The organism is Nocardioides luteus (genome assembly GCF_014648595.1).
In the GTDB taxonomy this organism is placed as follows: Bacteria; Actinomycetota; Actinomycetes; order Propionibacteriales; family Nocardioidaceae; genus Nocardioides; species Nocardioides luteus.
This window is the reverse complement of the sequence record NZ_BMRK01000013.1, coordinates 96,858-121,641: the sequence shown is the minus strand read 5'-3', so window position 1 is coordinate 121,641 and position 24,784 is coordinate 96,858. Positions and strand designations below refer to the sequence as shown.

Here is a 24,784-nt window from a genome sequence, read left to right as displayed (position 1 = left end):
CTGTCAGCTCCTTGCTGGATGGGGGTGGGCTAGCGCTGGTTGGCGAGGATGAGGGTGGCCGCGCTCATGAACATGCCGCCGTTGCCGAGCACGAGGCTGGTGCTCACCCCGTCGACCTGCGCGGCGGCTTCACCGCGCAGCTGGCGTACGGACTCCTGGATGGCGAACATCCCGTACATCCCGGTGTGGGTGTAGGACATGCCGCCGCCGTTGGTGTTCATCGGCAGCCGGCCGCCGGGGGAGGTGTGACCGTCGGCGACGAACGCGCCCGACTCGCCACGGCCGACGAAGCCCATGTCCTCGAGGCCGTAGAGCGGCACGTGCGCGAAGGCGTCGTAGATCATCAGGTGGTCGATGTCGGCCTGGGAGGTGCCCGACTCCTTGAACGCCGCCTGGCTGGACAGGGTGAACTGCTTGCAGCGGGTCATGTCCTCCATCTGCGAGATCAGCGGGCTGGTGGCCGCCTCGCCGGTGCCGAGGACGTGGACGAGGGGCTTGTCGCTGCCGTGGGCCTCGGCGAACTCGCGCGAGGCGACGACCAGCGCACCGCCGCCGTCTGTCACCAGGCAGCACATCAGCAGCGTGAACGGGTCGGCGATCATCTTGGCGCCGAGGACGTCGTCGACGGTGACCTCGTCGCGGAACATCGCGCGCGGGTTCCGCGAGGACCAGCGCCGCTGCGCGACCGCGACCTCGGCGAGCTGCTCGAGGGTGTTGTCGGTCTCGTGGAGGAACCGGCGGGCGGGGACGGTGAAGCTCGTCGGCGGCCCGACGACACCGTACGGCAGCTCGAACTGCGCCAGCACCGAGTCGTTCCCGCGCGGATGGGTGGGCGCGCCGACCCGGGACCGGCCGGACTCGCCGTGGGTCACCAGCACCACGTCGGCGTAGCCGGCCTTGATGGCGGCGGTGGCGTGGCGTACGTGGAAGAGGAAGGAGGAGCCGCCGACTCCGGTGCCGTCGACGTAGGTCGGCGTGATTCCCAGGGCGTGCGCGACTTGGACCGGGCCCGGGACGGAGACCGAGGCGATGCCGTCGACCTGGTCCTTGGTCAGGTTGGCGTCGGCGAGCGCCCGCCGGGCGCCCTCCAGGTGCAGCTCGAGGGTCGAGGTGGTGGGCAGCTTGCCGATCTCGGTCTCGGCGGCACCCATGATGACGACGTCGCGGCTCATCGGGCGTCCTCCTTCGCAGGCGCGAAGACGGGTACGACGACGCCCTTGCGCTGCTCGAAGCGCACCTGCACCGGCATGTCCAGCTCGAGCGAGCCGGGGTCGGCGTCGACCAGGTTGGTCATCATCCGCGGGCCCTCCTCGAGCTCGACGACGGCGATGACGGTCGGCACCGGGAAGCCGGGCGCGGGGCGGTGGGAGACCACGTAGGTGTGCAGCAGGCCCCTGCCGGAGCAGGTCACCCACTCGAGGTCGGTCGACCCGCACTGCGGGCAGGAGGAGCGCGGGTAGAAGAACACCTGGTCGCAGGGGCGGCACCTCGGCAGGTCGAGGCGGCCGGCGGCGGTGGCGTCCCAGTAGGGCTGGGTCTCGGGGGTCGGCCGCGGCGCGAAGCGTGCCTCCGGTGAGACCTCCGGGGTCGTCGTACTCATACGGTGCTGCCTTTCTCCCGCTGCGCGGGGCCGCGAGTGTCGAGGAAGTGGAGGATGGCCTCGACCGACGCCCGGGCGGCGGGCAGCCGCTGGTCGTCGACCTTGGCGTAGACGTGGTCGGTCACGTGCTCGCGAGCCACGCCGTCGGCGAGCAGCCCGGCGACCTGGTCGATGCGGCGCCGCCGGTCCGCGATCCGGGCGTGCAGGTACGTCGTCGGCTCGCGCACCGCCGGCCCGTGGCCCGGGAGCAGCGTCCAGTCGTCGTCGACCAGGTCCGCGATCCGGGCCATCGACCCGAGCATGTCCGCGATGGTGCCGTCGGGATGCGAGATGTAGGGGTTGAACCTGGCCAGCACGGTGTCGCCGGTGAGCATCACCCGCCGCCCGCCGAGCGCGAAGCTCACCCCGTCGGAGGTGTGGCCGGGCGTGGTGAGCGTGCGGATCTCGGTGCGCCGGCCCAGGTCGAACCGGGTGCCGTCGGGGATCAGCCCCTTCTGCACCCGCGGCCTGATCGGCGCCCGCCAGCGCTCGGCCACCGCGCCGGCCGCCTGGGAGTGGTCGCCGTGGTGGTGGCTGAGCAGGACCGTCTCGACGCGGGCACCGGCGCTGCGTACGACCTCGTCGATGCGGTCCAGGTGGCCGGGGTCGGTCGGGCCGGGGTCGATGACCACGGCCCGGCCCTCCCCGACGAGGATCCAGGTGTTGGTGCCCTCGTACGTCCAGTGGTTGGCGTTCGGCGCGAGCAGCAGGTGGACGCCCGCGGTGACCTCCACCGGCTCCCCGGGCCGCGGCGGCGCTCCGCCGACGTCCCACATCGCGTCGACGGCGCAGGTGAGGTGGGACGCCTCGTCCTGGACGCGAGGGCCGCTGCTCACTCCTGCTCCATCCAGACGTCCTGGAGCTCCCGGGTGGAGTAGTCCGGGTGCGGGAAGTAGTCGTGGACCTTGCCGGAGTAGAGCGTCTGGGTGTCGTAGGCGTAGAGCGGCAGCGGGGTGGAGACGTTCTCCATGATGTAGCGCTCGATGTCCTGCAGCGCCTTCTCGCGCTCCGCGTCGTCGGTGAGCACCCGCTGGGCGGCGACCATCTCGTCGAGCTTCGGGTCGTTGACCTTCGACCAGTTGCGGGTGCCGGTGCTGGTGTACTCCGAGGTGAGGTACTCGTCGGCCGTCAGCATCGGGGTCTGCAGGCCGTACATGATGTCGTACTTCGTCTCGGGCCAGGTCGAGCTGACGTAGGTGGCGTAGTCCTGCTGGTCGATGGTCAGGTCGATGCCGATCTTGGCCAGGTCCTCCTGCACCCACTGGGCCTCGCGCAGGATGGTCTCGCCATAGCCGTCGGTGGCGACCAGCTCGGCCGAGAAGCCGTCGGGGTAGCCGGCCTCGGCGAGCAGCTCCTTGGCCTTCTCCGGGTCGTACTCGAGCAGCTCGTCGACCTCGTCCTGCGGCATCGCGCCGAACAGGGTCGGCGTGATCGGGCCGGTGAGCGTGCCGCCCGAGCGGAGCGCCTTGATCATCCCCTCCTTGTCGATCGCGTGCGCCACCGCCCGGCGGACCTCGAGCTTGCTGAACGGTCCCTTCTCCGCGTTCATGAAGACGCGCGTCTGGGTGATGCCCTTCTCGGTGCGCAGCTGCAGGCCGTCGATCTGCTTGAGCATCTGGTCGACCTGGCGCTTCTCGGTGGAGAGCGAGGAGATCATGTCGAGCTTGCCGCTGCGCAGGGCGGCGATCTGCGCCTGGGCGTCGGGCAGGACCGTGGTCTGGATGCCGTCGAGGTGGGGGAGGCCCTCGACGAAGTAGTCGGGGTTCTTCTCCAGCACGCGCTCCTGGTCGCGCTTCCAGCTCTTCAGCATGAACGGGCCGGTGCCGATCGCGTCCTCGGCCAGGTTGAACTCGCCCTTGGTGCCCTCGCAGGGGAGGATCGCCATGAACGGGTTGGCCATGGTCTGGTCGAAGGCGGTGTTCGCGGAGGTGAGCGTGAAGACCACGGTGTACGGGTCCGGCGTCTGCAGCTCGGCGACGTTGGCGACCAGCCCGAGCTGGTGGCCGGGCAGCGACTTGATCCGGTCGACCGTGCACTTCACGTCGGCGGAGGTGAGCTCGCGGCCGTTGACCGGCGGCTTGTCGTGGAAGGTGACGCCCTGCCGCAGGTTGAAGGTCCAGGTCTTCAGGTCCTTCGACTTCGACCACTTCTCGGCCAGGTCGCCCTCGAGGTCGCTCGAGCCGTAGGCGATGTCCTTGCCGGTCTTCGGCGCGACCAGCCGGCTGTAGACCGAGCCGACCGCGACGTGGGTCATGTAGGACGCCTCCTTCTGGATGTCCAGCGAAGGTGCGTCCGCGGTCGCCGCGGTGTGCAGGATGCCGCCGTCCTGGGGCGGTCCGGCGTCCTCGACGATCTTGCCCTTCCCGGAGGCGGCGCCGTCGGCGCCGGAGCATGCTGCGGTCAGAGCGAGGCAGGCAGCGGCCAGGGCCGCACCGGCGGTCCGGGTCTGCCGTCTGGTGAGACGGGGGTTGAGGTGGGGCATCACGGACTCCTTGGGTGGGATGGGCTAGCGGCGCTGCTTGGGGTCGAGGAAGTCACGCATGGCGTCGCCGAGGAGGTTGAACGCCAGGACGGAGATGGACAGGATCAGGCCCGGGACGACGGTCATCCACGGGGCGATCTCGAGCTGGCTGCGGCCCTCGCTCAGCATCCGGCCCCACGACGGGGTGGGCGGCGGGGTGCCGATGCCGAGGAAGCTGAGGGCCGACTCGGCGATCAGGATGACCGCGAAGAGCAGCGAGCCCATGACGAAGAGCGGTGCCATGAGGTTGGGCAGCCCGTAGCGGATCAGGATCCGGGGCGTCCCGCAGCCGACCGACCGGGCGGCCTCGACGTACGGCTCCTCCCGGATGCGGAGCATCTCGCCTCGCGCCACCCGGTTGATCGAGGGGATCACCAGCAGGCTCAGGGCGATCACGGTGTTGCGTACGCTCGGGCCGAGGAGGGCGGCCACGAACAGCAGCAGCACGATCGAGGGGATCGCCATCAGCGCGTCCATGGCGCGCTGCAGGATCGAGTCGACCCAGGTGCCGCCGAAGTAGCCGGATACGACGCCGACGACCAGGCCGATCGCGCCACCCAGGGCGAGCGTGGCGACCGCGATCAGCAGGGAGGTCCGGGCGCCGTAGAGCGACCGGCTGAGTACGTCGCGGCCGAGCTCGTCGGTGCCGGCTGGGTGCCCGCCGACCCCGGGTCCGGTCAGGATGTTCACCCGGTCCTGGGCCAACGGGTCGTACGGAGCGATCCACGGCGCCAGCACGGCGACGACCACGAAGAGGGAGATGAGGAAGAGGGCGATGGCCCCGAGGGGCTGCTCGCGGGTGAAGCGGCGCAGGCCGCTGCGGGTGCGGGGGCGGCGTACTGCCGGTGCGGTGCCGGAGAGGGCGATGCTCATGCGGAGGCTCCTTTGTAACGGATCCGCGGGTCGATGACCGCGTAGAGCAGGTCGACCACGACGTTGACGAGGATGAAGATGGCGCCGTAGAAGATGACGCAGCCGAGGATGACCGGGTAGTCGCGCTGCCCGACCGCCTCGAAGATCAGCGAGCCCATCCCGGGGATGGCGAAGATGCGCTCGAGGATGACGGTGCCACCGAGGATGTGGCCGACCTGCAGACCGAGCACGGTGAAGACCGGGATCATCGAGCTGCGGCCGGCGTGCTTGAGCACGACCACGCGCTCGGAGGCGCCGCGGGAGCGGATGGTGCGGACGAAGTTCGAGCCGAGCACCTCCAGCAGCGAGGAGCGCAGCATCCGGGCGATGCTCGCCATCGTCGCCGCGCCCAGGGCGATCGCGGGGAGCAGCATGTGGACGAGGTTCTGACCGAGGTTCTCGGCGGGGGAGGCGTAGACCAGCGGCGGGGACCAGCCGAACCAGAGCGCCAGGAAGGTGATCAGCAGGAGCGCAAGCCAGAAGTTCGGCACCGACATGCCGATCACCGCAAGGAAGCGCATCACGTTGTCGACGACGCTGTGGTGCCGGATCGCGGAGAGCATGCCGAACGGCACCCCGAGCAGGACGCCGAAGAGGATGGCGAGCAGGCCGAGCTCCAACGTGGCCGGGAGCCGCTCGAGGATCTTGGTCGTGACGGGGCGCTCGTCGTCGAAGGAGGTGCCGAGATCACCCTGCGCCAGCCCGCCGACGAAGTGGCCGAACTGGGACAGGATCGGCTCGTCGAGGCCGAGCTCGGCGGTGCGTTGATCGATCTGCGCCTGGGTGACGCCGGGGGCGTCGGCCATCTGGAGGCGGACGGCGTCGCCCGGGATCAGTCGGATGATGAGGAAGACCAGGGTGGCGACCAGGGCGAGCACCAGCAGGCCGTAGGTCAGGCGTCGTCCGGCATAGAGGAGCATGCGATCACCTCGCGGGAGTGGGGTCGAAGAGGTGGCAGGCGACACTGCGGGCATCGCCGTCGTGACCGATCGTCAGCAGCTCGGGCTCGTCGCGGTCGCAGCCGTCGACGCTCTGCGCGCAGCGCGGGTGGAACCGGCAGCCCGACGGTGGCCGTCGCGGGCTGGGGATCTCACCGGCGAGCGGCGTACGCAGCTGGTGGTGGGCGTCGGGGGAGGGGATCGAGGCCATCAGGGCCTGCGAGTAGGGGTGCTGGGGCCGCTCGCTGATGTCGTCGGCGGGCGCCACCTCGGCGAGCTTGCCGAGATACATCACGCAGACGCGGTCGGAGATGTAGCGGACGACGTTGAGGTCGTGGGCGATGAAGAGGTAGGAGAGGCCGAGCTCGCGCTGGACCTCCTTGAGCAGGTTGAGCACCTGGGCCTGAACGGAGACGTCGAGGGCGCTGACGGCCTCGTCGCAGACGATCAGGTCGGGGTCGGTGGCCAGCGCGCGGGCGATCCCGATGCGCTGGGCCTGGCCGCCGGAGAACTGGTGCGGGTAGCGCTCCATGGCGAAGGAGGGCAGGCCGACGAGGTCGAGCAGCTCCTTGGCGCGCCGGGTGCGGCTCTCCCGGTCGCCCATGCCGTGGACGACCATCGGCTCGGTCAGCACCTGGGCGATGGTCATCCGCGGGTTGAACGAGCTGAACGGGTCCTGGAAGACCAGCTGCATCCGCTTGCGGAGCTGGGTGAGCTCGCGCTTGGTGAGCTGGGCGATGTCCTGGCCGTCGAAGGTGACCGAGCCGCTGGTCGGTTCGATGAGCCGCAGGATCAGCCGGCCGAGCGTGGACTTCCCGGAGCCGGACTCGCCGACGAGCCCGAGCGTCTCGCCGCGCCTGATCGTCAGGGAGACGCCGTCGACGGCGCGTACGGGCGGGCGGTGGGGTGTGAAGGGCCCCTTGCCGCCGCCGAAGTGCTTGACGAGCCCGTCGGCTTCGACGAGGGGCGCCGCCTCGGGGACGATCATCCGGCCACCTCCGCCATCGGGGCGAGGACTCCGTGGTCCTCGTCGGGGCGCCAGCAGCGGACCTGGCGGCCGGCGACGTCGCGCAGCGTCTGGGCCGACTCGCACTCGGGCGCGGCTTCCGTGCAGCGGGTGACGAAGCGGCAGCCGGTGGGCATCTCGTCGAGGGCGGGGACGGCGCCCGGGATCGCGGGCATCTCCTGGTCACGTGGGGTGTCCCGTCGCGGGATCGCCTCGAGGAGCGCGCGGGTGTAGGGGTGCTGGGGGCGGTCGAGGATCTCGTCGGCGGTGCCGGTCTCGACGACCTGGCCGGCGTAGAAGACCACCACCCGGTCGGCCATCTCGGCGACCACGCCCATGTCGTGGGTGATCAGCATCAGCCCGACGCCGGTGCGTTCCTGGAGATCGCGGATGAGGGCGAGCACCTGAGCCTCGACGGTGACGTCGAGCGCCGTCGTCGGCTCGTCGGCGATCAGCAGGCGCGGGTCGCAGGCGAGGGCACCGGCGATCATCACCCGCTGTCGCTGACCACCCGAGAGCTGGTGGGGGTACGCCTTGAACTTCGCCGCGGGCTCGGGGATGCCGACCAGGTCGAGCAGCTCGACGGCCCGCTCGCGAGCCTCCCGCTTCGAGACGTCGTGGTGGATCCGGTAGGCCTCGACGAGCTGGTGACCGATGGTGAAGAGCGGGTCGAGCGAGGTCATCGGGTCCTGGAAGATCACCGAGATGTCGTTGCCGCGGACCGTACGCATGTCGCGGTTGGACGCGCCGGTGATGTCCTTGCCGTCCCAGGTGATCCGGCCGCCGCTGACCCGGCCGTTGCCCAGGAGGCCGAGCACGGCGAGCGCCGTCACGCTCTTGCCGGACCCCGACTCGCCGACGACGGCGACCGTCTCGCCGGCGTCGATCCAGAGGTCCACGGCGTTGAGGGCTTCGACCGTCCCGCCGCCGGTCCGAAACTCCACATGAAGATCCTCGACGCGCAGAAGCGGCTCGTCCGCGGACCTGGCTGGTGCTCTCATACCTGACCCTCCCGTTCGTGTCCACGACCGGGCTCCGGTCGCCGATGTTGGTGGCTCAATCTAGAATCACGCTCTAGGATGAGATTCATCATTGGGTCGCCAAACGGGTGTGTCAAGAGTCACAAGCCGGATATCGGACTTTCTTCTCGCGACGCCCCCGTCGGGGGTAGGTCGTGCCGTCGCGCACGGCTCGAAGAGGCGCTGTCGCGTACGGCGCAGGAGGTGGGATGACCGGGTCCGAACCGACCGAAGTGACAACCGCCGCACGTTCCACCCTGATCGTGGTCTGCCTGGTCAGCGCCGTGATGGCGCTCAACGCGAGCTCACTCAACGTGGCGCTCCCGACGCTGAGCAGGGAGTTCCACGCGAGCTCGGGGGAGGGGAGCTGGCTGCTGCTCTCCTACATGGTCGCCAACACCGCCTGCCTGCTCCTGTTCGGCCGTCTCAGTGACGTCTGGGGGCAGCGCGGGCTCTACCTGAACGGGCTGGTGCTCTTCTCCGTGGCGAGCCTCCTCGCCGGCTTCGCGCCGAACGTCGAGGTGCTGATCGGGCTCCGGGTGGTCTCGGCGATCGGTGGTGCGGTGCTGATCGGCAACGGCGCCACTCTCATCCACCAGGCCTTCCCGCAGGAGTCGCTCGGGGGCGCGATGGGCCTGTACGCCGCATCGTTTCCGACCGCCAACCTGATCGGCCCCACGGTCGGCGGCCTGATCGTCGACCACATCGGTTGGCAGTGGGTCTTCTGGTTCAACGTCCCGGTCTGCCTGCTCGCTCTGGCGGCTGGTCACGCGCTGCTGCCGCGCCGTGTCGAGGAGAAGCGGGCGGTCGGTCTCGACCTCTCCGGAAACCTGGTGATCATGGCCGCCGTGGTCATGCTGACGCTCGGCATCACCTCGCTCACCGACCTTGGGTGGCGACATCCGCTGGTGGTCGGGTGCGTGGCCGGATCGGTCTTGCTCGTCCCGATCCTGTTGTTCGTCGAGCGACGCGCGACCGCTCCCGTGCTCGAAGTCGCGGTCCTGCGCCGGGTCGGAAAGCTCTTCCTCGCCGGGTTCTTCACCGGTGCCGGGCGGTTTCCGCTGATCGTGCTGGCCAGCCTCTACTTCCAGGGCGTCGCCGGCGTCGCGCCCGGGAGGGCGGGGATGATGCTGCTGCCGATGCCGATCGGGATGATCACGGCGTCGCTCACCCTGGGTTGGCTGTCCCGACGCTGGACGGCGCACCAGATCATGTTCCGCGGCTCGGTGGTGGGCACGTGCGGTGTCGGGCTGGTCGCCCTCGCCATCCATCTGCAGTTGACCGGGCTGGTGATGGCGACGCTCGCGATCGTCGGGCTGGCGACCGGTCTGTTCATCGGCACCAACGCGACGGTCCTGCTCGAGCGGGCTCCCGACGACTCGCTCGGGGTCGTCAACGCCACCCGCCTGATGCTGCAGAACACCGGCAACGTGCTCAGCCTCGCGATCGCGCTCACGCTCCTGACAGCGCTGCTCGCGCCGGGGCTCGGTGAGGCCGTCCTCGCCGCGAGCGTGCCGCCCGGAGATGTCGACGCGGTCAACTCCGCCTTCACGCTGGTCTGTCTCTTCCTCTTCGCGCTGGGGGCGGTCGGCGCCTGGTACTCCTTCCCGCGCCGCGACGATGGCTCGGTTCCTCCGTCGGCGCGGGACGAGGTCGCACTCGCTCGGTGTCGTGAGGTCGGGATGACCAAGGAGATGCTCGACTGAGGCCGTGCTTGCCGGCTCAGGCGGTGACGTCGTGCTGCGCTGTGGTCCGGGCGGTGCGGGAGCGGGTGATCACGAGGCCGAAGAGGGTCGCCAGGACGTACATGACGATGCTGTAGACCGCCGCCGGGATCGCGACGGCGGTGTTGTCGAGCACGCTGAGCGCGATCGTCAGGGCGACGGTGGTGTTGTGGATCCCGACCTCCATCGAAGTCGCGATCGCCTGTTCCCGACCCAGCTTGAACACGCGCGCACCGAGGTAGCCCAGGCACAGGCTCGCGCAGCAGAACAGCGTCACCACCACGCCGATCTCCTGGAGGTAGCCGGCGATGTTCTCCCGCTCGCCGAGGATCGCTCCGAGCGAGACCAGCACCAGCACGACGATCGAGAAGACGCGTACGGGGCGGTCCGCCCGCGCCGCGAAGGTCGCCGAGCGGCTCCGCACCAGCATCCCGATCCCGACCGGCACCAGCACGATGGCGATCACCTGGACGACCTTGCCGAACTGCAGCCCCAACGTGTCTCCAGCGCCGAAGTAGACGATCGCCGCGTTGGTGATCAGCGGGATCGAGACCGCCGCGAGCACCGAGTTCACCGCCGTCAGTGTCACGTTGAGCGCGACGTCCCCGCGGAACAGATGGCTGAACAGGTTCGCCGTCGTCCCGCCGGGCGAGGCCGCCAGCAGCATCACCCCCACCGCGATCAGCGGATCCACGTCCGCCACCACGACCAGCCCGAACGCGATCAGCGGCAGCACCAGGATCTGCAGCGTCAGCGCCACGAACACCGCCTTCGGCGTACGTACGACCCGACGGAAGTCCCCCGGCGTCAGGCTCAACCCCAGCCCGAACATGATGATCGCCAGCGCGATCGGCAGACCGACCGAGAGCAGGACCGAGTCGTTCACTGTGTGTCCTCCGCGAGTGAGGCCGCCGAGCCCAGCCGGGTGGGATGTGCGTCACAGTGGACCATGTCGACGCCTCGGGCGCAGCAGGATGCGGACAATTCGTGCCGCTCGAATCAGGCGGCGGCGCGATGGGCGGCGAGTACGTTGCGGAGTCTGATCTCAGCGGGCGAGAGCGGTGGTGCCGCATACCAGGCCTCGGGTGGTGGGCTCGTGTAGGTGTGGCCCGTTGGTGTGATGGTGGTGATGCTGCCGTCGGGTCCTGGTCTTGCTTGCCAGCCGAGCGATTCTTTCGCCTGATTGCATCTTTCGCAGAGACCCTGGAGATTCTCGGCAGTCGTTTTGCCACCGTCTGCGTGGCGTTCGATGTGGTCGATGTTGCGGATGGGGGCGTCGCAGCCGTTGGTGCGGCAGGTGCCTTCGTCGCGGGTGTTGATGAACTCGGCGAGGCCGTCGGGTGCTTTGCGTGACCGGGATTCCATGGCGATGAGTTGGCCGGCCGGGTCGGTGAGGAGGCGGCGGACGAAGGCCTCGGCGTCGGTGAGTGCTTCGCGTGCCCAGCTGGCGGGGACGGGTCCGTAGCCTTCGACCATGGCGGGCTGGTTGGCGTTGTTGGTCAGGGAGTCGGCGGTCATGACGATCTTGACTTCGATCTTCGGCTTCACGCCGGCTTCCCTGCCGGTGACGCGGTCGACCAGTGTGTCGGCCATGACCTGGCCCCTGGTGCGCTGGTCGCCGGCGGCTTGCGCGGTTTTGGCTGCCTGGTCGAGTGCGGCGAAGACGGCGACGCCGTCCTTGACTGGAAGCAGGGCGCCCAGCCAGGTCATCGTGTCCGGTGCGGGGCGGAGGCCGACACGGCGGTCCCTCTCCGCGCTGGCGGCGCGGGCGACGACTGACTCCTGGTCCAAGGAGATCGCAAGCTTCTTGGCCGCGTTCTCGAGCTGCCGCAGTCCCATCGTCACGACATTCGGCGCCTCGCCGTCGAAGCCGGGCGCGCAGAGCTCGTGATCGATGACCCGGCGGTCCTGGAGTGAGAGGCATGCGGTTTCGCGGGCGAGGATGGTGGCCTGCCATTGGGAGAAGAGTCCGGCCTTCATCAGCGCGAAGGTGTGGGGCATCTCGGTGATGAGGATCTTGGCGAGGCCGAGGAGCTTTGCGCCTTTGGCGGGTGAGGTTCGGCGGGCGAGGGCGATCTGGGAAGCGACGCCGTCCCCGAGCTTGCGGGTGGGGACGCCGGCCTCGGCATGGCGTGTTCGGGTGGCTTCGTCGAGGCGTACGGCCGCTTCGGCCTGGATCGCCTCGGCACGGCACTTGAGGTTTTCGAGACCGGTGATCCAGTCGATCAGCTCTGCTTCGGAGGCACCTGGGGGTGGTCCGGTGAGGAGCTGGTCGGGGGTCTCGTTCATGCGTTTCATTATATGCCAAACGAGGCAGTGATGCTACCTGTTTATCCTGGTCAGGCCGTCTTTTTAGTGGCTTTGATCTGTTGCTCAGAGGGTGGTCTCGACAAGCTCGACCACCGGTGGGTTGGTGTGTTCGCGATGGGGGTCTCGACAGGCTCGACCTCCGGTGTCCGGGCTCAGGGCGATCGTCCTCGGCCCGGACTGTGTTGGTCTCGACACGCCTCCGCCCAGGGGCTCCGGCGGCTCGACCAGCGGGGCGAGGGGTCCCTGCCCCGGCTCGGCGTCGGCTCTTGCGAAGCCTCGTGAGCCCGCGCCACACTCCTCGCCGCCGCCCCGATATTGGCGGAGATCTTTTCTCGATCGGGTGCCGGGTCAAGGACCGCGAAGCGGTCGGCGAAGCCGGCGCCGAAGGCGTCCTTGACGCGGCGCGTGATCGAGAAACACTCAGAGATCGGGTCGGCGGCGAACCTGGGAACGAAGAACACAGTCGCTTGGCGATGTCCGCACGCGGGGGTCTCGACAAGCTCGACCACCGGTGGAGACCTCCGCGGGTTCAGTTGCGACGCGAGCGGTCGGCGAACGACGGTGTTGGTCTCGACACGCCTTCGCCTAGCGGCTCCGGCGGCTCGACCAGCGGGGCGAGCGGTCTCTGCCCCGACTCGGCGCCGGCTCTTTCGGAGATTCATGAGCCCGCGCCACACTCCGCGCCGCCGCCCCGATATTGGCGGAAATCTTTTCTCGATCGGGTGCCGGGTCAAGGACCGCGAAGCGGCCGGCGAAGCCGGCGCCGAAGGCGTCCTTGACGCGGTGCGTGATCGAGAAACACTCGGAGATCGGGTCGGCGGCGAACCCGGGAGCGAAAACACAGTCGCTAAGCGATGTCCGCACGCACGTGGTCTCGACAAGCTCGACCACCGGTGGGCTGGTGTGTCTGCGAAGGGGGTCTCGACAGGCTCGACCACCGGGGGGCTGGTGCGACCGCGAAGGGGGTCTCGACAGGCTCGACCACCGGTGGCGAAAGTCAGCCCCCCAACGCCACCGGCCGCACCTCCCGCGGCCCACCGAGGGTGTGCCCGTCCGAGCACGTGAGCGAGAGCTGGACCTCACCGCCACAGTCCCGATGCTCGAGCGCGAGAGCAGGGCGGTCGCCGAGGTAGCGGTCGCCCCATTCCATCAGCGCGACGAGGGCGGGGTAGAGGTCGAGGCCCTTCTGGGTGAGGCGGTATTCGTGACGCGCACGCTGGCCCTCGTCGTGGTAGGGGACGCGGGCGAGGACGCCCTGGTCGACGAAGGTGTTGAGGCGGTCGGTGAGGACTGCGCGGGAGACGTCGAGGTTGTGCTGGAAGTCGGCGAAGCGGCGTACGCCGAGGAAGGCCTCGCGGAGCACGAGCAGGCTCCACTTCTCGCCGACGACCGCGAGGGTGCCGGCGACCGAGCAGCGGGTGCGGTCGATCTCGTCCGTGATCACAGAACCAGTTTACGTTCCTGAATTCGTTTGACGAACTCAGCGCCTGCGCGGAGAGTTCAGAATATGAACTCAGAACTCCTCATCGCGACACCCACGATCACCACCCGCCCGGTCGAGGTCACCGACCTGAGCGCCTTCGAGCGGATGTGGTGCCGCCTGTCCGCCGAGACGATCTATCGCCGTTTCCATGCTCCGGTGCAGCGGCGGCTCTCGCTGAAGCTCCGGCGCTACCTCGTCGACGTCGACCATCGCGATCACGAAGCCCTGGTCGCGGTCGTGGACGGAGAGGTGGTCGCCGTGGCTCGCTACCACCGGTGCGCCGACGACCCGAGCGCCGCGGAGGTCGCAGTCCTCGTCGAGGACGCCTGGCAGGGCCACGGTCTCGGCGTGCGGATGCTGCGAGAGCTCGCCCTGCGGGCACGCCGAGAGGGCATCCGGACGCTCGTCGGCGACGTGCAGTCCGACAACCTTCCGATGCTCGCCGTCGCTCGGAGCCTCCTGGGCGCGGAGGCGCTGCACCCGAGCGGGACGCTCGTGCACGTGAGCGGGCGCTACGAAGCAGCGGCCTAGGCGCGGCGTACGGGCGGTCCCTCGATCCTGTTCGTTTGCGCCCGTTTATCTCCTCATCACGTGGGTACCGCGCTGGTGTAAGCGATGAGGAGGAGCACATGTTCAAGAAATCAGCACTGATGGCGGCTTTCGGCATCGGCTACGTGCTCGGCGCCCGCGCCGGACGCGAGCGGTACGACGCCCTCGCCGCCAAGGCTCAGAAGATGTGGCACGACCCGCGGGTGCAGGACAAGGCACACCGCGCTGGCTCCATGGCCAAGCAGAAGGCCGAGGTCGCTCGGGAGACCGTCCAGGAGAAGATGCCCGGTAGCTCCAGCTCCGGCTCGACATCGACGCCCACCTCGACGTCGACCTCGTCCTCGACTCCGACGTCGAGCACGGCGTCCAGCTCGGCCGCGGCTGACCAGACGTCACCCATCACCCCGCCGAGCCCGAGCACGAACGCCGACCCGGTGACGGGTACGCCGCGGGGGTGGGAGTCGTGACCACCCACCGAGCGGGGGAGCGCGACGGGACCTTGGGTGAACAACGTCGCCCGGTCTCGCCGACGCAGCAGCCCGGCACCACCACGACACCGCCGAGCGCGGTCCACCACGACGATCTGACTGCCAGGGGGCCGAACGTGACTCCCTCGGAGTCGACGACGACCAACCCCAGCTCGGCGCAGAGCAACGCGTCGATGGGCGAGCTGGTCTCGCGCCTCTCCGAGGAGATGTCCAGCCTCGTCCGCGGTGAGATGGAGCTCGCTCGCCTGGAGCTGACCGAGAAGGCCAAGCACGCCGGCAAGGGTGCAGGCGCCTTCGGCGGCGCCGGTCTGGTCGCGCTCTACGGCCTCGGCGTCCTGATCGCCACCGCGATCCTCGCCCTGGCGCTCGTCATGGACGCCTGGCTGGCCGCGCTGATCGTCGGAGTCGTCCTCCTGGTGATCGCGGGCGTGATGGCCATGGTCGGGAAGAAGCAGGTCTCCGAGGGGACCCCGATGAAGCCCGAGCGTGCCACCGAGAACGTCAAGAGGGACGTGGAGGCGGTCAAGCACCGCGGCCACGACGATGGCCCCGTGGTGAGGAGCAAGTCATGACGCACAACGGCACTCAGCCCGGCAAGGACGGCGGCGACAGCATCGCCGCGGTCGAGGCCGACCTGGACAGCACACGTCACGAGCTGGCCGACACCCTTGACGAGCTCGCCTCACGTCTCGACGTGAAGACCCGCGGGAAGCAGAAGGCCCACGAGGTCAAGGAGAGCGCTCAGGTCGCGGCCAGGTCGCGTGACGTCCAGGTCCGCGGTGGCATCGCCGCAGCGGTCCTGCTCGGCCTGGTACTCCTGATCGCCAGGAAGAAGCGCCGCAACAAGGTCGGCTAGACCGACCGACTCGGACGGGCCAGCCGGTCCAGGAAGGCGACCAACAGAGCTTCGCGCATCGCGGGGGAGGCCAGGTCGAGCATCGCGTTCACCTCGGCCATGCGTTGTGGCAGGGCGAGGTCGCCTTCCGGGCCGGCTGAGCCGACCAGTCCAGCGGCGGCGAGCAGCCCGTCGAAGTCCTCGTCCGTCAGGGCGAGCGGATCGAGCGCTGCGATGAACGCCGCCACCTCGGGGTCGACCGTCACCGGCCCGGACGCCACGGCCGCACCGACGGCCTCGCCGAGAGCCTCGAGGAGCTCGGGTACGTGGGCGAGCGTCGCCGCACTCACCGAGAGGTGGATCGTGGCCGGGCACCCGGCGTAAGCCATCTGCGGCTGGACGTACCAGCCGCGCTCGGCCATCTCGTCACAGACCGTGAACGGGTCGCAGCTGCCGTCGGTGGTGAGCGCGATCAGCGTGGAGTCGGGAGTGCTGACCACCTCGAGCTCCGCCATCTCGGCGATGCCCGCACGGATCAGGTCGACCGCCTCGAAGACGTCGCGAGCGACCTTCTCGTAGCCGCTGTCGCCCAGCGAGCGCATCACCGCCCAGGCACCGGCCAGCGGCCCGCCCGACTTCGTCGACTGCATCGTGGAGTTGAGCATGGTGTAGCCCGGCCACGCGGCCGAGGCGAAGAACTGCGGCCGGCGAAGCTCAGCCGTCCGGTGCAGCAGCACCGAGGTGCCCTTGGGTGCGTAGGCGTACTTGTGCAGGTCGACGGAGATCGAGGTGACCCCCTCGACCGCGAACGTCCAGGCAGGTACGTCCCGCCCGAGCCGCGCCGCGTAGGGCAGCACCCACCCGCCGATGCACGCGTCGACATGACAGCGGACGCCGCGCGCGGCAGCAGCCCCGGCGATCTCGGTGACCGGGTCGACGACCCCCTGCGCGTACGACGGCGCCGAGGCCACGACCAGCACGGTGTGCTCGTCGATCGCCGCGGCCATCGCCGCCGGGTCGGCGCGGAAGTCGGGTCCGACCGGCACCAGCACCGGCTCGACGCCGAAGTAGTGCGCGGCCTTGTGGAACGCGGCGTGCGCGGTCGTCGGCAGCACCATCCGCGGCCGCTCGATGTCCGGGCGTGCGTCGCGCGCGGTCTGCACCGCGAGCAGCACCGACTCGGTGCCGCCGGAGGTGACCGTGCCGACCACCGAGCCGGGGGCGTCGAGGAGGTCGGCCGCCATCCCGACGACCTCGTTCTCCATCCGCAGCAGGCTCGGGAAAGCGGTCGGATCCAGACCGTTGGACCCGGCATAGGCGGCCACCGCCTCGCGCCCGATCCGGTCGATGTCGGGCAGTCCGGAGTCGTAGACGTAGGCGAGGGTGCGGCCACCGTGGACCGGGAGGTCGGCGGACTGCATCGCGCGGAGCTGGGTGAGGGCGTCGGTCATACGGTCACGTCTCCTTCGACGTCGTCGGCGGTGAGCGAGTAGCGCCGCAGCCACAGCAGGCTGAGGAGCACCAGTGCTGCCGGCAGCACCGAGAAACCGAGGGTGATCGCGGTCAGCGCCGAGTCGGGCTGGGCGACGGCGCCCTCGGTCGAGGAGCGGTAGCCGCCGAGCGCGAGCACCGCTGCGTAGACACCGGGCCCGAGCGCGAGGCCGAGGGTCTCGCCCGCCGTCCAGACGCCGGTGTAGACGCCGATCCGGCTCGACCCGCTGCGACGCGCGTCGACCGCGGCCGCGTCGGGGAGCATCGCCATCGGGAAGACCTGGCAGCCGGCATAGCCCACGCCGACCAGCACCACCGCGGCGTAGACCAGGCCCGCGGGCGCGCTCTGGGCGGTCGCGACCAGGAGCGCGCCGACGGTGAGGACGAGCGAGGACGCGACGTACCCGCTCTTCTTGCCGATCCGGGCGCCCAGCGCCGCCCACGCCGGGGTGAGCAGCAGCGCGGGTCCGACGAAGCAGACGAAGAGCACCGTCGCCGCACCCGCGCGGCCCAGCACGTGGCTGGCCAGGTAGTCGACGCCGGCGAGCATCGCGCCGAACGCGACCGCCTGGACCACGAAGGTGATCAGCAGCCGGCGGAAGTCGGGGGCGGTCGCCACGATCCGCAGCTGGTCGCGCAGGGTGCCGGCACCCGGCTCGACGGTGTGGACGGGCGCGCGGCGGGTGCCCGCGTACGCACTGAACACTCCGATCAGGATGAGCACCGCCATCGCCACACCCATGACGCGGTAGCCGTCGCGACCGCCGACCGCGTCGCGGATGATCGGCGCGGTGGCCCCGGCGAGCAGGATGGTGAGCGCCAGGATCGCCACCCGCCAGGTCATCAGCCGGGTGCGCTCGTCGTAGGACTCGGTCAGCTCGGCGGGCATGGCCACGTAGGGCACCTGGAAGAAGGCGTACGCGGTGGCGCAGGCCAGGAACACGACCAGCACCCACAGTGCCTCGAGCCCGGTGGCCATCGACGGCGCCGCGAACAGCAGCGCGAACGTGATCGCCAGCGCGATCCCCGCCCGGCGCAACCAGGGCCGCCGCGGGCCGCGAGAGTCCACCGTCCGGTCGCTGATCCGCCCGGCGATCGGGTTCAGCACGACGTCCCACGCCTTCGGCGCGAACACGATGAACCCGGCCGCCAGCGCCGCGATGCCGAGGCTGTCGGTGAGGTAGGGGAGCAGCATCAGCCCCGGGATGGTGCCGAAGGTGCCGGTCGCCACCGAGCCCGAGCCGTAACCGAGACGTACGCCGCGAGGCAAGGTCGGTCTGGCGGGCATGGCGCCATAGTGCCGGAAGATGGGTGTCAGCACCCATACAAGTCGGACACACAGCCACGTTGAATTTCAGTGTGATGAACGTGGGGGACAGCGCGTGATGGGGTGGCCTGAGATCGAGCTCGCGATCTCGGCCGGGATGATCTGCGCCGCGATCGGGTTCTCGATCGGGCTGGTGATCGGACGCGGCCGTCAGCCGCGCTGGGCGGAGAAGGGCAGCTTCGTCCACAAGGTCTCCATCGGGTACGCCACTCTCGACCGTCTCGACGCGGTGATGCTGCGCTTCGAGGTCGAGCCGGAGTCGAAGCTGGCCGGCGTCGAGGTCGACGAGCTCAGGCTCCCGTCGGGGTCGGCGGTCTCCCTGGTGACCCGGGGCAGCGAGGTCATCGTGCCCGACCCGCACATGGTGCTGCGCTCGGGTGACCAGGTGCTCGTCGTGGCCTCCATGGCCGAGGTCGCGGCGGTGGAGGACCGGCTCATGATGGTGAGCCGCTATGGCCGCCTCGCCGGCTGGTATGCGGGGATGGAGGCGAACTCGGCCGACGCCTTCGGCGTACGGAGGCGATCGGCGTGATCCTCACCGCTGCCGCGCTCTCGATCTTCCTGGTCAGCTACGCCCTCATCGCGACCGAGCGGGTCCACCGCGTCGCCGCCGCCCTCGGAGGCGTGGCGGCGATGACCGTGATCGGGCTGGTCGATGCCGACACCGCCTTCACCAACCCGCACACCGGCATCGACTGGAACGTCATCTTCCTGCTCTTCGGGATGATGGTCATCGTCGGCGTGCTCAAGCAGACCGGCCTCTTCGAGTTCCTGGCGCTGTGGGCCGCGCGGACCTCCGGCGGCCGGCCCTACCTGCTGCTCGTCCTGCTGGTGCTGGTCACCGCCGCGGTCGCACCGATCCTCGACAACGTGACCTGCGTGCTGCTGGTCGCACCGGTCACCCTCTCGGTCTGCCGCCAGCTCGGGCTCTCGCCGATGCCCTACCTGGTCTCGCTGATCCTCACGGCGAACCTCACCGGCCCGTCCACGCTCATTGCCGACCCGCCGAACATCATCATCGCCAGCCGCGCCGAGCTGACCTTCAACGACTTCCTGGTCCACTCGCTGCCGCTGACGCTGATCCTGCTGGTCGCCTACCTGCTCTTCGCCCGGCTGCTCTTCTGGCGCCATCTGCGCACGACCGTCGACGTCGAGAAGGTCGTCGGCCACATGCACCCGCGCGACGCCATCACCAACATGCGCCTGCTGGTGCGCTGCCTGATCGTGCTCGCCCTCGTCATGCTCGCCTTCGGGCTGCACACGGTGCTCCACCTGGACCCGGCGGTGGTGGCGATGCTGGGTGCGGGTGCGACGGTGCTGGTGTCGCGTACGACTCCGGAGGAGTTCCTCGAAGAGGTCGAGTGGGCGACCTTGGCCTTCTTCATGGCGCTCTTCGTGCTCGTCGGGTCGCTGGTCGAGGTCGGGATCATCGGCGAGGTCGGTCGTGTGGCCGCGCAGTGGATGGGCGACCGCGAGCTGCTCGGCGCCACCGCGCTGCTCTTCGGGTCGGGGGTCTTCGGCGCCTTCGTCGACAACATCCCCTACACCACGGCGATGGTGCCGGTCGTCGAGGACATGGTCGCGGTGACGCCGCAGGCGGGTGCCGAGAGCCCGCTGTGGTGGGCGTTCGTGTGGGGTGCCGACCTCGGCGGGAACGCCACCGCCGTCGCCGCCGGTGCCAACGTCGTCGTCCTCGGCATCGCCGCCAAGAACGGGCAGCCGATCAGCTTCTGGGGCTTCACAAAGTACGGCCTCGTGGTGACCGCCGGCTCGCTGGCCATCGCCTGGGTCTACCTCTACCTCCGCTACTTCGCCCTGGCGTGAGCCTCGCGCAGTGGACGCGCCCGATAGTTTTGCGCCATGCCGCTCGAGACCGGTGCCGTCGCACCCGACTTCACGCTCCCCGCCCAGGACGGCGCGCCCGTCACCCTCTCCACGCTCCTGGAGAAGGGCTCGGTGGTGATCTTCTTCTACCCGGCCGCCGAGACCGCGGTGTGCACCAAGGAGGCCTGCCACTTCCGTGACCTCGCCGCGGAGTTCGCCGAGATCGGCGCGCAGCGGATCGGGATCAGCAAGGACAGCATCGAGAAGCAGGCCGGCTTCGCCGCCCACCACGACCTCGACTACCCCGTCCTCTCCGACCCCTCCGGCTCAGTCGCCGCGCTCTACGGCGTCAAGCCGAGCATCCTCGGCAAGATCGGCCCGCTGCAGCGTACGACCTTCGCCATCGGCGCCGACGGCCGCATCAAGACCGTCGTCGAGGGCATGCTCAAGGCCGACATCCACGCCGACGAGGCCCTCGCCGCGCTGCGTTCCTGAGCCGGCGCCGCAGCTCTGCGGCGCATCCTGGAATTTCGCCCACGCCGCAGCCTCTGCGCCACTACGGTTGCATTCCACGGGACTCGAGGAGGAAGCGTTGGGTTATACGCCGGTTCAGATCGGTACGTCGACCATCCTGATCGAGTCGACGGATGAGGACCCGGCGACCGGCGTGGACGGGTGGGGTGACGAGTTCGGCACCACCGAGACCAGCAGCCGCATGGAGGACGCCTACGGCTCGCTCAAGCGGATGCTCCAAGACGTCTCGACGGACCTCGGCGGAGCACTGGCTGCCTCGGCCGACGGACCGAGCTCGGTGTCGTTGGAGCTGGCGTTCTCGTTCACCACCGGCGCCGACGTCTGGGTGATCAAGGCGCAGGGTCAGGGATCGGTGAAAGCGACGTTGACCTGGAACTTCGATCGGTCCTGATGGAAGTCGGGGAACTGCTCGCGCAGGCCACCTGTGCCGTCCTGGCGGGCCCTGGAGGACGCACGATCGGCACGGCCTGGCTTGGCACCGACGACGGTCATCTGCTGACGGCTGGGCACGTGGTCGCACCGCTCGCGGAGCAGGACGAGGTGTGGGTGCGGTTCCCCGACTCCGGTGCCGATGAGCGCGCGACGTTCGTGGTGCCGCCGGTCCACGACAAACCGGCTGCGCGGGACTTCGCGGTGCTCCGCCTCGACCGGCCCGCCGGCCGGCGGCCGCTGCCGTTCACCCTGGTGTCGCAGGCCGACGGCCGGGTGCGCGCCCGCGGCTACGGCGACAACCTCCGCAGCGCCCAGAGCGGGGGTACGGGATACCTGACCCCGGCGGGGAACTACCTGCGCACCAGCAGCTCCGCGGCCTATTACTTCCAGTACGAGACGACGACCCTCGCGGTCACCGGATTCAGCGGCGCCGCCGTCTACAGCGACCTCGCCGGTGCGGTGATCGGCATCCAGGTCGAGGCCGAGGGAGGCCGCCAGGCGTTCGCGATGCCGCTGGCCCGCATCGTCGACTTCTGGGAGGAGCTGGTCGGCGCGGCCGTGCGGCCGGCGCGCGGCCGCTGCGTACTCCTGCAGCCCAGCACGAGCACCGAGGCCGAACGGGACATCGTCCGCGAGCGGATTCTGCGGCCGGTCCTCGAGCAGCTGAACCTCGCGCTGTACGTCTCGGAGCCGGACGGGTTGCGCGGCGAGGACCTCAAGCAGCTCGAGCTCGCCGACGTGGTCATCGCCGACGTCACCCACGCCGACCCGGAGGTCATCTACGAGCTGACGGTGGCGCAAGGTCTGGGCACGCCGGACGTCGTCATCAAGGACCGGGCCGTGGACGGCCCGGTCGGCCAGCTCTTCGAGGTCCTCGACCTGGACCTTGACGACGTCGAGGCCTCCAGGCGGGTGGTCGAACAGCGGCTGCTGACGGTGAGGTCGATCTTCGAGGCGCTGGGGGAGAACCCGTCGACCAACCCGATGACCTCCTTCTTCAAGGCGCCGCTCACCCAGATCACTGTGGCCAACGCCTTGGCGACCGGGTACGCCCGCAACTTCGTGCTCCCGGTGGCCGAGGCGCTGCTGGAGATCAGTTCGGGACGGGGACCGGGTGGCGTGAGCGTGGACGGCATCGAGCTCTCCAGCGACCGCCTCCGGGATGCCACCTTGACGGTCGTCGTACCGAAGCGGCTGGCGTGGTGCGGTGACGACTTCATCGACCTCGAGATGGTCCAGAGCGGGCGGGTCGTTCCCGCGACGGTCACCCACCCTGACTTCGCCCGACCCCGGTCGATGACCTGCCTGCCGCTCGTCGAGGGCGAACCCGTGCGGCTCCTCGACGTCTTCCCGACCACTCTGGCCACCGTCGCCGAGTCCATCGACGAGCGTCTCGACGTGGGACCGCAGGGGCGTTCCGGCGAACACTGGATCGCTCTGGAGCGGAAGGAGATCGACCGCTTCCAGAGTCAGCTCGTCAAGCGCATCCGTGCGGGCGGCGACCGCCGGGTCGGATCTCGGTATCTGCGAGACGTCGTGAGCGTCTCCAGCAGCGAAGCGACCTTCCCTGGTCTCGATTGAAGGAAACGCGCGCGAAAGCGGGAAGATACGCCTTATTGGGTACGTAGGCCCGGAAACGTCTTCTCGGGATTCTGGCGCGCGGCAAACTGTCCACTTCTGTCTGGGCTGTCCTGTGAACTGAAAGTCGAAAATTTCATGCGAAGAATCCTCGGTGGTGTCGCCACCACCGTCGCGCTCCTGCTCGCCTCCTTCACGATCCCCGGTCTCGTGCCGGCCGCGTCGGCGGCCTCGGTCGGGACCGTCTCCGTGTCCGCCCCGTCGTTCAAGTTCCCGTCCTATGGGACGGGCTGCTACTACGGCAAGGACTACAAGGTCACCGTGCCCGTCTCCGGTGTCGGCTACGACGGCGCCGACATCGACGTCGAGCTGCGGATCACCGCGCCGGACAGGTCGTACTTCGACTCCGCCTTCGGCTACAAGTCGGTCTCGAAGAACGGCACCTACACCTTCACCCTGGACGGGTCCTTCTACTGCCACTATCTCGACCGGCGCGGCACCTACACCGCCAAGGCCATCGTGTCCGTCCTGGACTGGTCGACGTACGCCGAGACAAAGCGCACCGCGACGAAGACGTTCAGTGTCTCGAACACCCGCAAGGCGTCGAACATCGCGTACACCGCGAAGAAGAAGTCCGGCGCCCACTCGTGGAAGGTCAGCGGCACGCTGACCCGCAACGGCGCCCGTCAGGTCGGAAAGACCGTGAAGCTGCAGGTGAAGAAGGGCGGCGCCTGGCGCACCGTGAAGTCGGCGAAGACCTCCGGCAAAGCCGGCAAGCGCGGCACCGTGGCGATCGTCTGGAACCCGCCCAGCACGCGCAGCTACCGGCTCTACTACGCCGGCGACGCCTACACGCTCGCCGACGGCTCCAAGGCCTTCAAGCTCCGCAACCGCTGAGTCCGGCTCAGTCGAACGCCGTCGCCCGGTCCCGCATGGGCACCGGGCGACGGCGGCGATCACGGGTTGAAGACGACCTTGACCATCCCCTCGGCCTTCTCCTGGAAGGACTTGTAGGCCTCGGGAGCCTCGCTGAGGGGGAGGTGGTGGGTGGCGAACGACTCGACGCCGAGCGGGTCGTCGTCGCCCTCGAGGAACGGCATCAGCTCCTCGGTCCAGGAGCGTACGTTGGCCTGGCCCATGCGGAGCTGCACCTGCTTGTCGAACAGCTGCATCATCGGGACCGGGTCCATCGCGCCGCCGTAGACGCCGGAGATCGAGATGGTGCCGCCGCGGCGTACGGCGTCGAAGGCCGTGTAGAGCGCGGCCATCCGGTCGAGGCCGGCCTTCTTCATCATCGGGCGGCTGGCGGGGCCGGGCATGCTGGAGACCAGCTTGGTCATGCCCTCGGCGATCGGGGATCCGTGGGCCTCCATGCCGACGGCCTCGATGACCGCGTCGGCGCCGCGGCCGTTGGTGAGCTCGCGCACCTGCTCGACGACGTCACCGTCGTTCATGTCGATCGCCTCGGCACCCCGCTGACCCACCCGGGCGAGGCGCTCGGGGACGCGGTCGACGGTGAGGACGCGGTGGCCGGCGTGGAGGGCGAAGCGGGTCGCCATGTCACCGATCGGGCCGGCACCGATCACCAGCACGGTGCTCTCGGGAGCCGGGTCGGCGTACTTCAGCGCCTGCCAGGCGGTCGGCAGGACGTCGGAGAGGAAGAGGAACCGGTCGTCCGAGGGGCCGTGCGGCACCTTCATCGGCAGCTGGTTGCCGAACGGGACACGCAGATACTCCGCCTGCCCGCCGGGGACCGCGCCGTAGAGCGAGCTGTAGCCGAAGAGGCTGGCGCCGGTGCCCTGGTCGCGGTTCTGGGTGGTCTCGCACTGCGAGTGGAGGTTGTGCTCGCACATCCAGCAGGTGCCGCAGCTGACGTTGAACGGCACCACGACCCGGTCGCCGACGTTGAGCTCGCGGACGCCGGGGCCGACCTCGGCCACGACACCCATCGGCTCGTGGCCGACGATGTCACCGGGCGTCATGAATCCGGTGAGCACTTCGTAGAGGTGAAGGTCGGAACCACACAGCCCGGTCGAGGTGACCTCCACGATGATGTCGTCGTCCTCGATGATGTGAGGATCGGGGACCTCCTCCACGCGCATGTCGCGCTTTCCCTGCCAGGTAACCGCCTTCATCGATCTTCCTCCTTGGTTCGCGTTTACGTGGTCGGTACC

The 24,784-nt window shown here is 69.4% G+C and carries 25 protein-coding genes; 11 read left to right on the top strand and 14 right to left on the bottom strand.

Features of this window, described 5'->3' with window-relative positions; translation table 11 throughout:
* Positions 1-29 precede the first annotated feature (29 nt).
* Genes IEY81_RS16530 through IEY81_RS16495 form a run of 8 tightly spaced genes read right to left on the bottom strand, consistent with a single transcriptional unit; the run spans position 30 to position 7,960 of the window.
* A complete protein-coding gene (locus tag IEY81_RS16530) occupies positions 30-1,172 on the bottom strand; it encodes a thiolase C-terminal domain-containing protein (RefSeq protein ID WP_189119577.1) in 1,143 nt (380 codons plus the stop codon).
* Positions 1,169-1,600 carry a Zn-ribbon domain-containing OB-fold protein gene (locus tag IEY81_RS16525; protein ID WP_189119576.1) on the bottom strand — a complete coding sequence of 144 codons (432 nt, stop codon included), beginning with the start codon at positions 1,598-1,600 and terminating at the stop codon, positions 1,169-1,171. Before IEY81_RS16525 ends, IEY81_RS16530 begins: the two co-directional genes overlap by 4 nt.
* Positions 1,597-2,475, bottom strand: coding sequence for an MBL fold metallo-hydrolase (locus IEY81_RS16520; protein WP_189119575.1), 879 nt, complete (start codon positions 2,473-2,475; stop codon positions 1,597-1,599). Before IEY81_RS16520 ends, IEY81_RS16525 begins: the two co-directional genes overlap by 4 nt.
* Positions 2,472-4,121 carry an ABC transporter substrate-binding protein gene (locus tag IEY81_RS16515; protein ID WP_189119574.1) on the bottom strand — a complete coding sequence of 550 codons (1,650 nt, stop codon included), beginning with the start codon at positions 4,119-4,121 and terminating at the stop codon, positions 2,472-2,474. Before IEY81_RS16515 ends, IEY81_RS16520 begins: the two co-directional genes overlap by 4 nt.
* Before the next feature lie 24 nt (positions 4,122-4,145).
* Positions 4,146-5,033, bottom strand: coding sequence for an ABC transporter permease (locus IEY81_RS16510; RefSeq protein WP_189119573.1), 888 nt, complete (start codon positions 5,031-5,033; stop codon positions 4,146-4,148).
* Entirely contained in the window at positions 5,030-5,992 is a 963-nt protein-coding gene (locus tag IEY81_RS16505; protein ID WP_189119572.1) for an ABC transporter permease, read from the bottom strand. The genes IEY81_RS16510 and IEY81_RS16505 overlap by 4 nt, the downstream gene beginning before the upstream one ends.
* Before the next feature lie 4 nt (positions 5,993-5,996).
* Complete coding sequence (locus IEY81_RS16500; protein ID WP_189119571.1) at positions 5,997-6,998, bottom strand: ABC transporter ATP-binding protein; 1,002 nt, start codon at positions 6,996-6,998, stop codon at positions 5,997-5,999.
* The gene (locus IEY81_RS16495; RefSeq protein WP_271188342.1) at positions 6,995-7,960 is read right to left on the bottom strand and encodes an ABC transporter ATP-binding protein; all 966 of its coding nucleotides are present in this window, start codon (positions 7,958-7,960) and stop codon (positions 6,995-6,997) included. Before IEY81_RS16495 ends, IEY81_RS16500 begins: the two co-directional genes overlap by 4 nt.
* A 284-nt stretch (positions 7,961-8,244) precedes the next feature.
* Here IEY81_RS16495 and IEY81_RS16490 point away from each other — a divergent pair, with 284 nt between their 5' ends.
* On the top strand, positions 8,245-9,741 hold the full coding sequence (locus IEY81_RS16490) for an MFS transporter (protein ID WP_229787929.1): 1,497 nt from the start codon (positions 8,245-8,247) through the stop codon (positions 9,739-9,741).
* A gap of 16 nt (positions 9,742-9,757) precedes the next feature.
* Here IEY81_RS16490 and IEY81_RS16485 read toward each other — a convergent pair whose 3' ends face one another.
* From IEY81_RS16485 to IEY81_RS16475, 3 genes are all read right to left on the bottom strand, one after another.
* Positions 9,758-10,645 carry a bile acid:sodium symporter family protein gene (locus tag IEY81_RS16485; protein ID WP_189119568.1) on the bottom strand — a complete coding sequence of 296 codons (888 nt, stop codon included), beginning with the start codon at positions 10,643-10,645 and terminating at the stop codon, positions 9,758-9,760.
* A 113-nt stretch (positions 10,646-10,758) separates the two neighbouring features.
* Positions 10,759-12,048: an HNH endonuclease gene (locus tag IEY81_RS16480; protein WP_189119567.1), complete on the bottom strand. Its 1,290-nt coding sequence runs from the start codon at positions 12,046-12,048 to the stop codon at positions 10,759-10,761.
* Between the two features lie 1,018 nt (positions 12,049-13,066).
* On the bottom strand, positions 13,067-13,513 hold the full coding sequence (locus IEY81_RS16475) for a winged helix-turn-helix transcriptional regulator (protein WP_189119566.1): 447 nt from the start codon (positions 13,511-13,513) through the stop codon (positions 13,067-13,069).
* 63 nt (positions 13,514-13,576) lie between these two features.
* Here IEY81_RS16475 and IEY81_RS16470 point away from each other — a divergent pair, with 63 nt between their 5' ends.
* The 4 genes from IEY81_RS16470 to IEY81_RS16455 all read left to right on the top strand — a co-directional run bounded on the left by IEY81_RS16470 (position 13,577) and on the right by IEY81_RS16455 (position 15,445).
* Complete coding sequence (locus tag IEY81_RS16470; RefSeq protein ID WP_189119565.1) at positions 13,577-14,083, top strand: GNAT family N-acetyltransferase; 507 nt, start codon at positions 13,577-13,579, stop codon at positions 14,081-14,083.
* A 98-nt stretch (positions 14,084-14,181) separates the two neighbouring features.
* Complete coding sequence (locus IEY81_RS16465; RefSeq protein WP_189119564.1) at positions 14,182-14,568, top strand: hypothetical protein; 387 nt, start codon at positions 14,182-14,184, stop codon at positions 14,566-14,568.
* Entirely contained in the window at positions 14,565-15,161 is a 597-nt protein-coding gene (locus tag IEY81_RS16460) for a phage holin family protein (RefSeq protein ID WP_229787928.1), read from the top strand. The genes IEY81_RS16465 and IEY81_RS16460 overlap by 4 nt, the downstream gene beginning before the upstream one ends.
* The gene (locus IEY81_RS16455) at positions 15,158-15,445 is read left to right on the top strand and encodes a DUF3618 domain-containing protein (RefSeq protein WP_189119563.1); all 288 of its coding nucleotides are present in this window, start codon (positions 15,158-15,160) and stop codon (positions 15,443-15,445) included. The genes IEY81_RS16460 and IEY81_RS16455 overlap by 4 nt, the downstream gene beginning before the upstream one ends.
* Here the strand turns inward: IEY81_RS16455 and IEY81_RS16450 are convergent.
* Positions 15,442-16,875 (bottom strand): pyridoxal phosphate-dependent decarboxylase family protein, encoded by a 1,434-nt coding sequence (locus tag IEY81_RS16450; RefSeq protein ID WP_189119562.1) that lies wholly within the window; start codon positions 16,873-16,875, stop codon positions 15,442-15,444. The genes IEY81_RS16455 and IEY81_RS16450 overlap by 4 nt on opposite strands.
* Entirely contained in the window at positions 16,872-18,203 is a 1,332-nt protein-coding gene (locus IEY81_RS16445; protein WP_189119561.1) for an MFS transporter, read from the bottom strand. Before IEY81_RS16445 ends, IEY81_RS16450 begins: the two co-directional genes overlap by 4 nt.
* 97 nt (positions 18,204-18,300) lie before the next feature.
* Here IEY81_RS16445 and IEY81_RS16440 point away from each other — a divergent pair, with 97 nt between their 5' ends.
* From IEY81_RS16440 to IEY81_RS16415, 6 genes are all read left to right on the top strand, one after another.
* The gene (locus tag IEY81_RS16440) at positions 18,301-18,774 is read left to right on the top strand and encodes a TrkA C-terminal domain-containing protein (RefSeq protein WP_229787927.1); all 474 of its coding nucleotides are present in this window, start codon (positions 18,301-18,303) and stop codon (positions 18,772-18,774) included.
* Positions 18,771-20,066 carry an ArsB/NhaD family transporter gene (locus tag IEY81_RS16435; protein ID WP_229787926.1) on the top strand — a complete coding sequence of 432 codons (1,296 nt, stop codon included), beginning with the start codon at positions 18,771-18,773 and terminating at the stop codon, positions 20,064-20,066. Before IEY81_RS16440 ends, IEY81_RS16435 begins: the two co-directional genes overlap by 4 nt.
* A gap of 36 nt (positions 20,067-20,102) precedes the next feature.
* A complete protein-coding gene (locus IEY81_RS16430; RefSeq protein WP_189119559.1) occupies positions 20,103-20,561 on the top strand; it encodes a peroxiredoxin in 459 nt (152 codons plus the stop codon).
* Between the two features lie 97 nt (positions 20,562-20,658).
* The gene (locus tag IEY81_RS16425; protein WP_189119558.1) at positions 20,659-20,991 is read left to right on the top strand and encodes a CU044_2847 family protein; all 333 of its coding nucleotides are present in this window, start codon (positions 20,659-20,661) and stop codon (positions 20,989-20,991) included.
* Positions 20,991-22,613, top strand: a complete 1,623-nt coding sequence (locus IEY81_RS16420) for an STING domain-containing protein (protein ID WP_189119557.1) — start codon at positions 20,991-20,993, stop codon at positions 22,611-22,613. The genes IEY81_RS16425 and IEY81_RS16420 overlap by 1 nt, the downstream gene beginning before the upstream one ends.
* Before the next feature lie 135 nt (positions 22,614-22,748).
* Positions 22,749-23,507, top strand: a complete 759-nt coding sequence (locus IEY81_RS16415; RefSeq protein WP_189119556.1) for a hypothetical protein — start codon at positions 22,749-22,751, stop codon at positions 23,505-23,507.
* A 59-nt stretch (positions 23,508-23,566) separates the two neighbouring features.
* On the opposite strand, the gene IEY81_RS16410 is transcribed toward IEY81_RS16415, so the two are convergent.
* Positions 23,567-24,745: an alcohol dehydrogenase catalytic domain-containing protein gene (locus IEY81_RS16410; protein WP_189119555.1), complete on the bottom strand. Its 1,179-nt coding sequence runs from the start codon at positions 24,743-24,745 to the stop codon at positions 23,567-23,569.
* Positions 24,746-24,784 lie beyond the last annotated feature (39 nt).

Coding starts and splice junctions, on each gene's coding strand:
- IEY81_RS16530 (WP_189119577.1), bottom strand. CDS start 1,172: ATGAGCCGCGACGTCGTCATCATGGGTGCCGCCGAGACCGAGATCGGC.
- IEY81_RS16525 (WP_189119576.1), bottom strand. CDS start 1,600: ATGAGTACGACGACCCCGGAGGTCTCACCGGAGGCACGCTTCGCGCCG.
- IEY81_RS16515 (WP_189119574.1), bottom strand. CDS start 4,121: ATGCCCCACCTCAACCCCCGTCTCACCAGACGGCAGACCCGGACCGCC.
- IEY81_RS16510 (WP_189119573.1), bottom strand. CDS start 5,033: ATGAGCATCGCCCTCTCCGGCACCGCACCGGCAGTACGCCGCCCCCGC.
- IEY81_RS16505 (WP_189119572.1), bottom strand. CDS start 5,992: ATGCTCCTCTATGCCGGACGACGCCTGACCTACGGCCTGCTGGTGCTC.
- IEY81_RS16500 (WP_189119571.1), bottom strand. CDS start 6,998: ATGATCGTCCCCGAGGCGGCGCCCCTCGTCGAAGCCGACGGGCTCGTC.
- IEY81_RS16490 (WP_229787929.1), top strand. CDS start 8,245: ATGACCGGGTCCGAACCGACCGAAGTGACAACCGCCGCACGTTCCACC.
- IEY81_RS16480 (WP_189119567.1), bottom strand. CDS start 12,048: ATGAACGAGACCCCCGACCAGCTCCTCACCGGACCACCCCCAGGTGCC.
- IEY81_RS16470 (WP_189119565.1), top strand. CDS start 13,577: ATGAACTCAGAACTCCTCATCGCGACACCCACGATCACCACCCGCCCG.
- IEY81_RS16465 (WP_189119564.1), top strand. CDS start 14,182: ATGTTCAAGAAATCAGCACTGATGGCGGCTTTCGGCATCGGCTACGTG.
- IEY81_RS16455 (WP_189119563.1), top strand. CDS start 15,158: ATGACGCACAACGGCACTCAGCCCGGCAAGGACGGCGGCGACAGCATC.
- IEY81_RS16450 (WP_189119562.1), bottom strand. CDS start 16,875: ATGACCGACGCCCTCACCCAGCTCCGCGCGATGCAGTCCGCCGACCTC.
- IEY81_RS16445 (WP_189119561.1), bottom strand. CDS start 18,203: ATGCCCGCCAGACCGACCTTGCCTCGCGGCGTACGTCTCGGTTACGGC.
- IEY81_RS16440 (WP_229787927.1), top strand. CDS start 18,301: ATGGGGTGGCCTGAGATCGAGCTCGCGATCTCGGCCGGGATGATCTGC.
- IEY81_RS16430 (WP_189119559.1), top strand. CDS start 20,103: ATGCCGCTCGAGACCGGTGCCGTCGCACCCGACTTCACGCTCCCCGCC.
- IEY81_RS16420 (WP_189119557.1), top strand. CDS start 20,991: ATGGAAGTCGGGGAACTGCTCGCGCAGGCCACCTGTGCCGTCCTGGCG.
- IEY81_RS16415 (WP_189119556.1), top strand. CDS start 22,749: ATGCGAAGAATCCTCGGTGGTGTCGCCACCACCGTCGCGCTCCTGCTC.
- IEY81_RS16410 (WP_189119555.1), bottom strand. CDS start 24,745: ATGAAGGCGGTTACCTGGCAGGGAAAGCGCGACATGCGCGTGGAGGAG.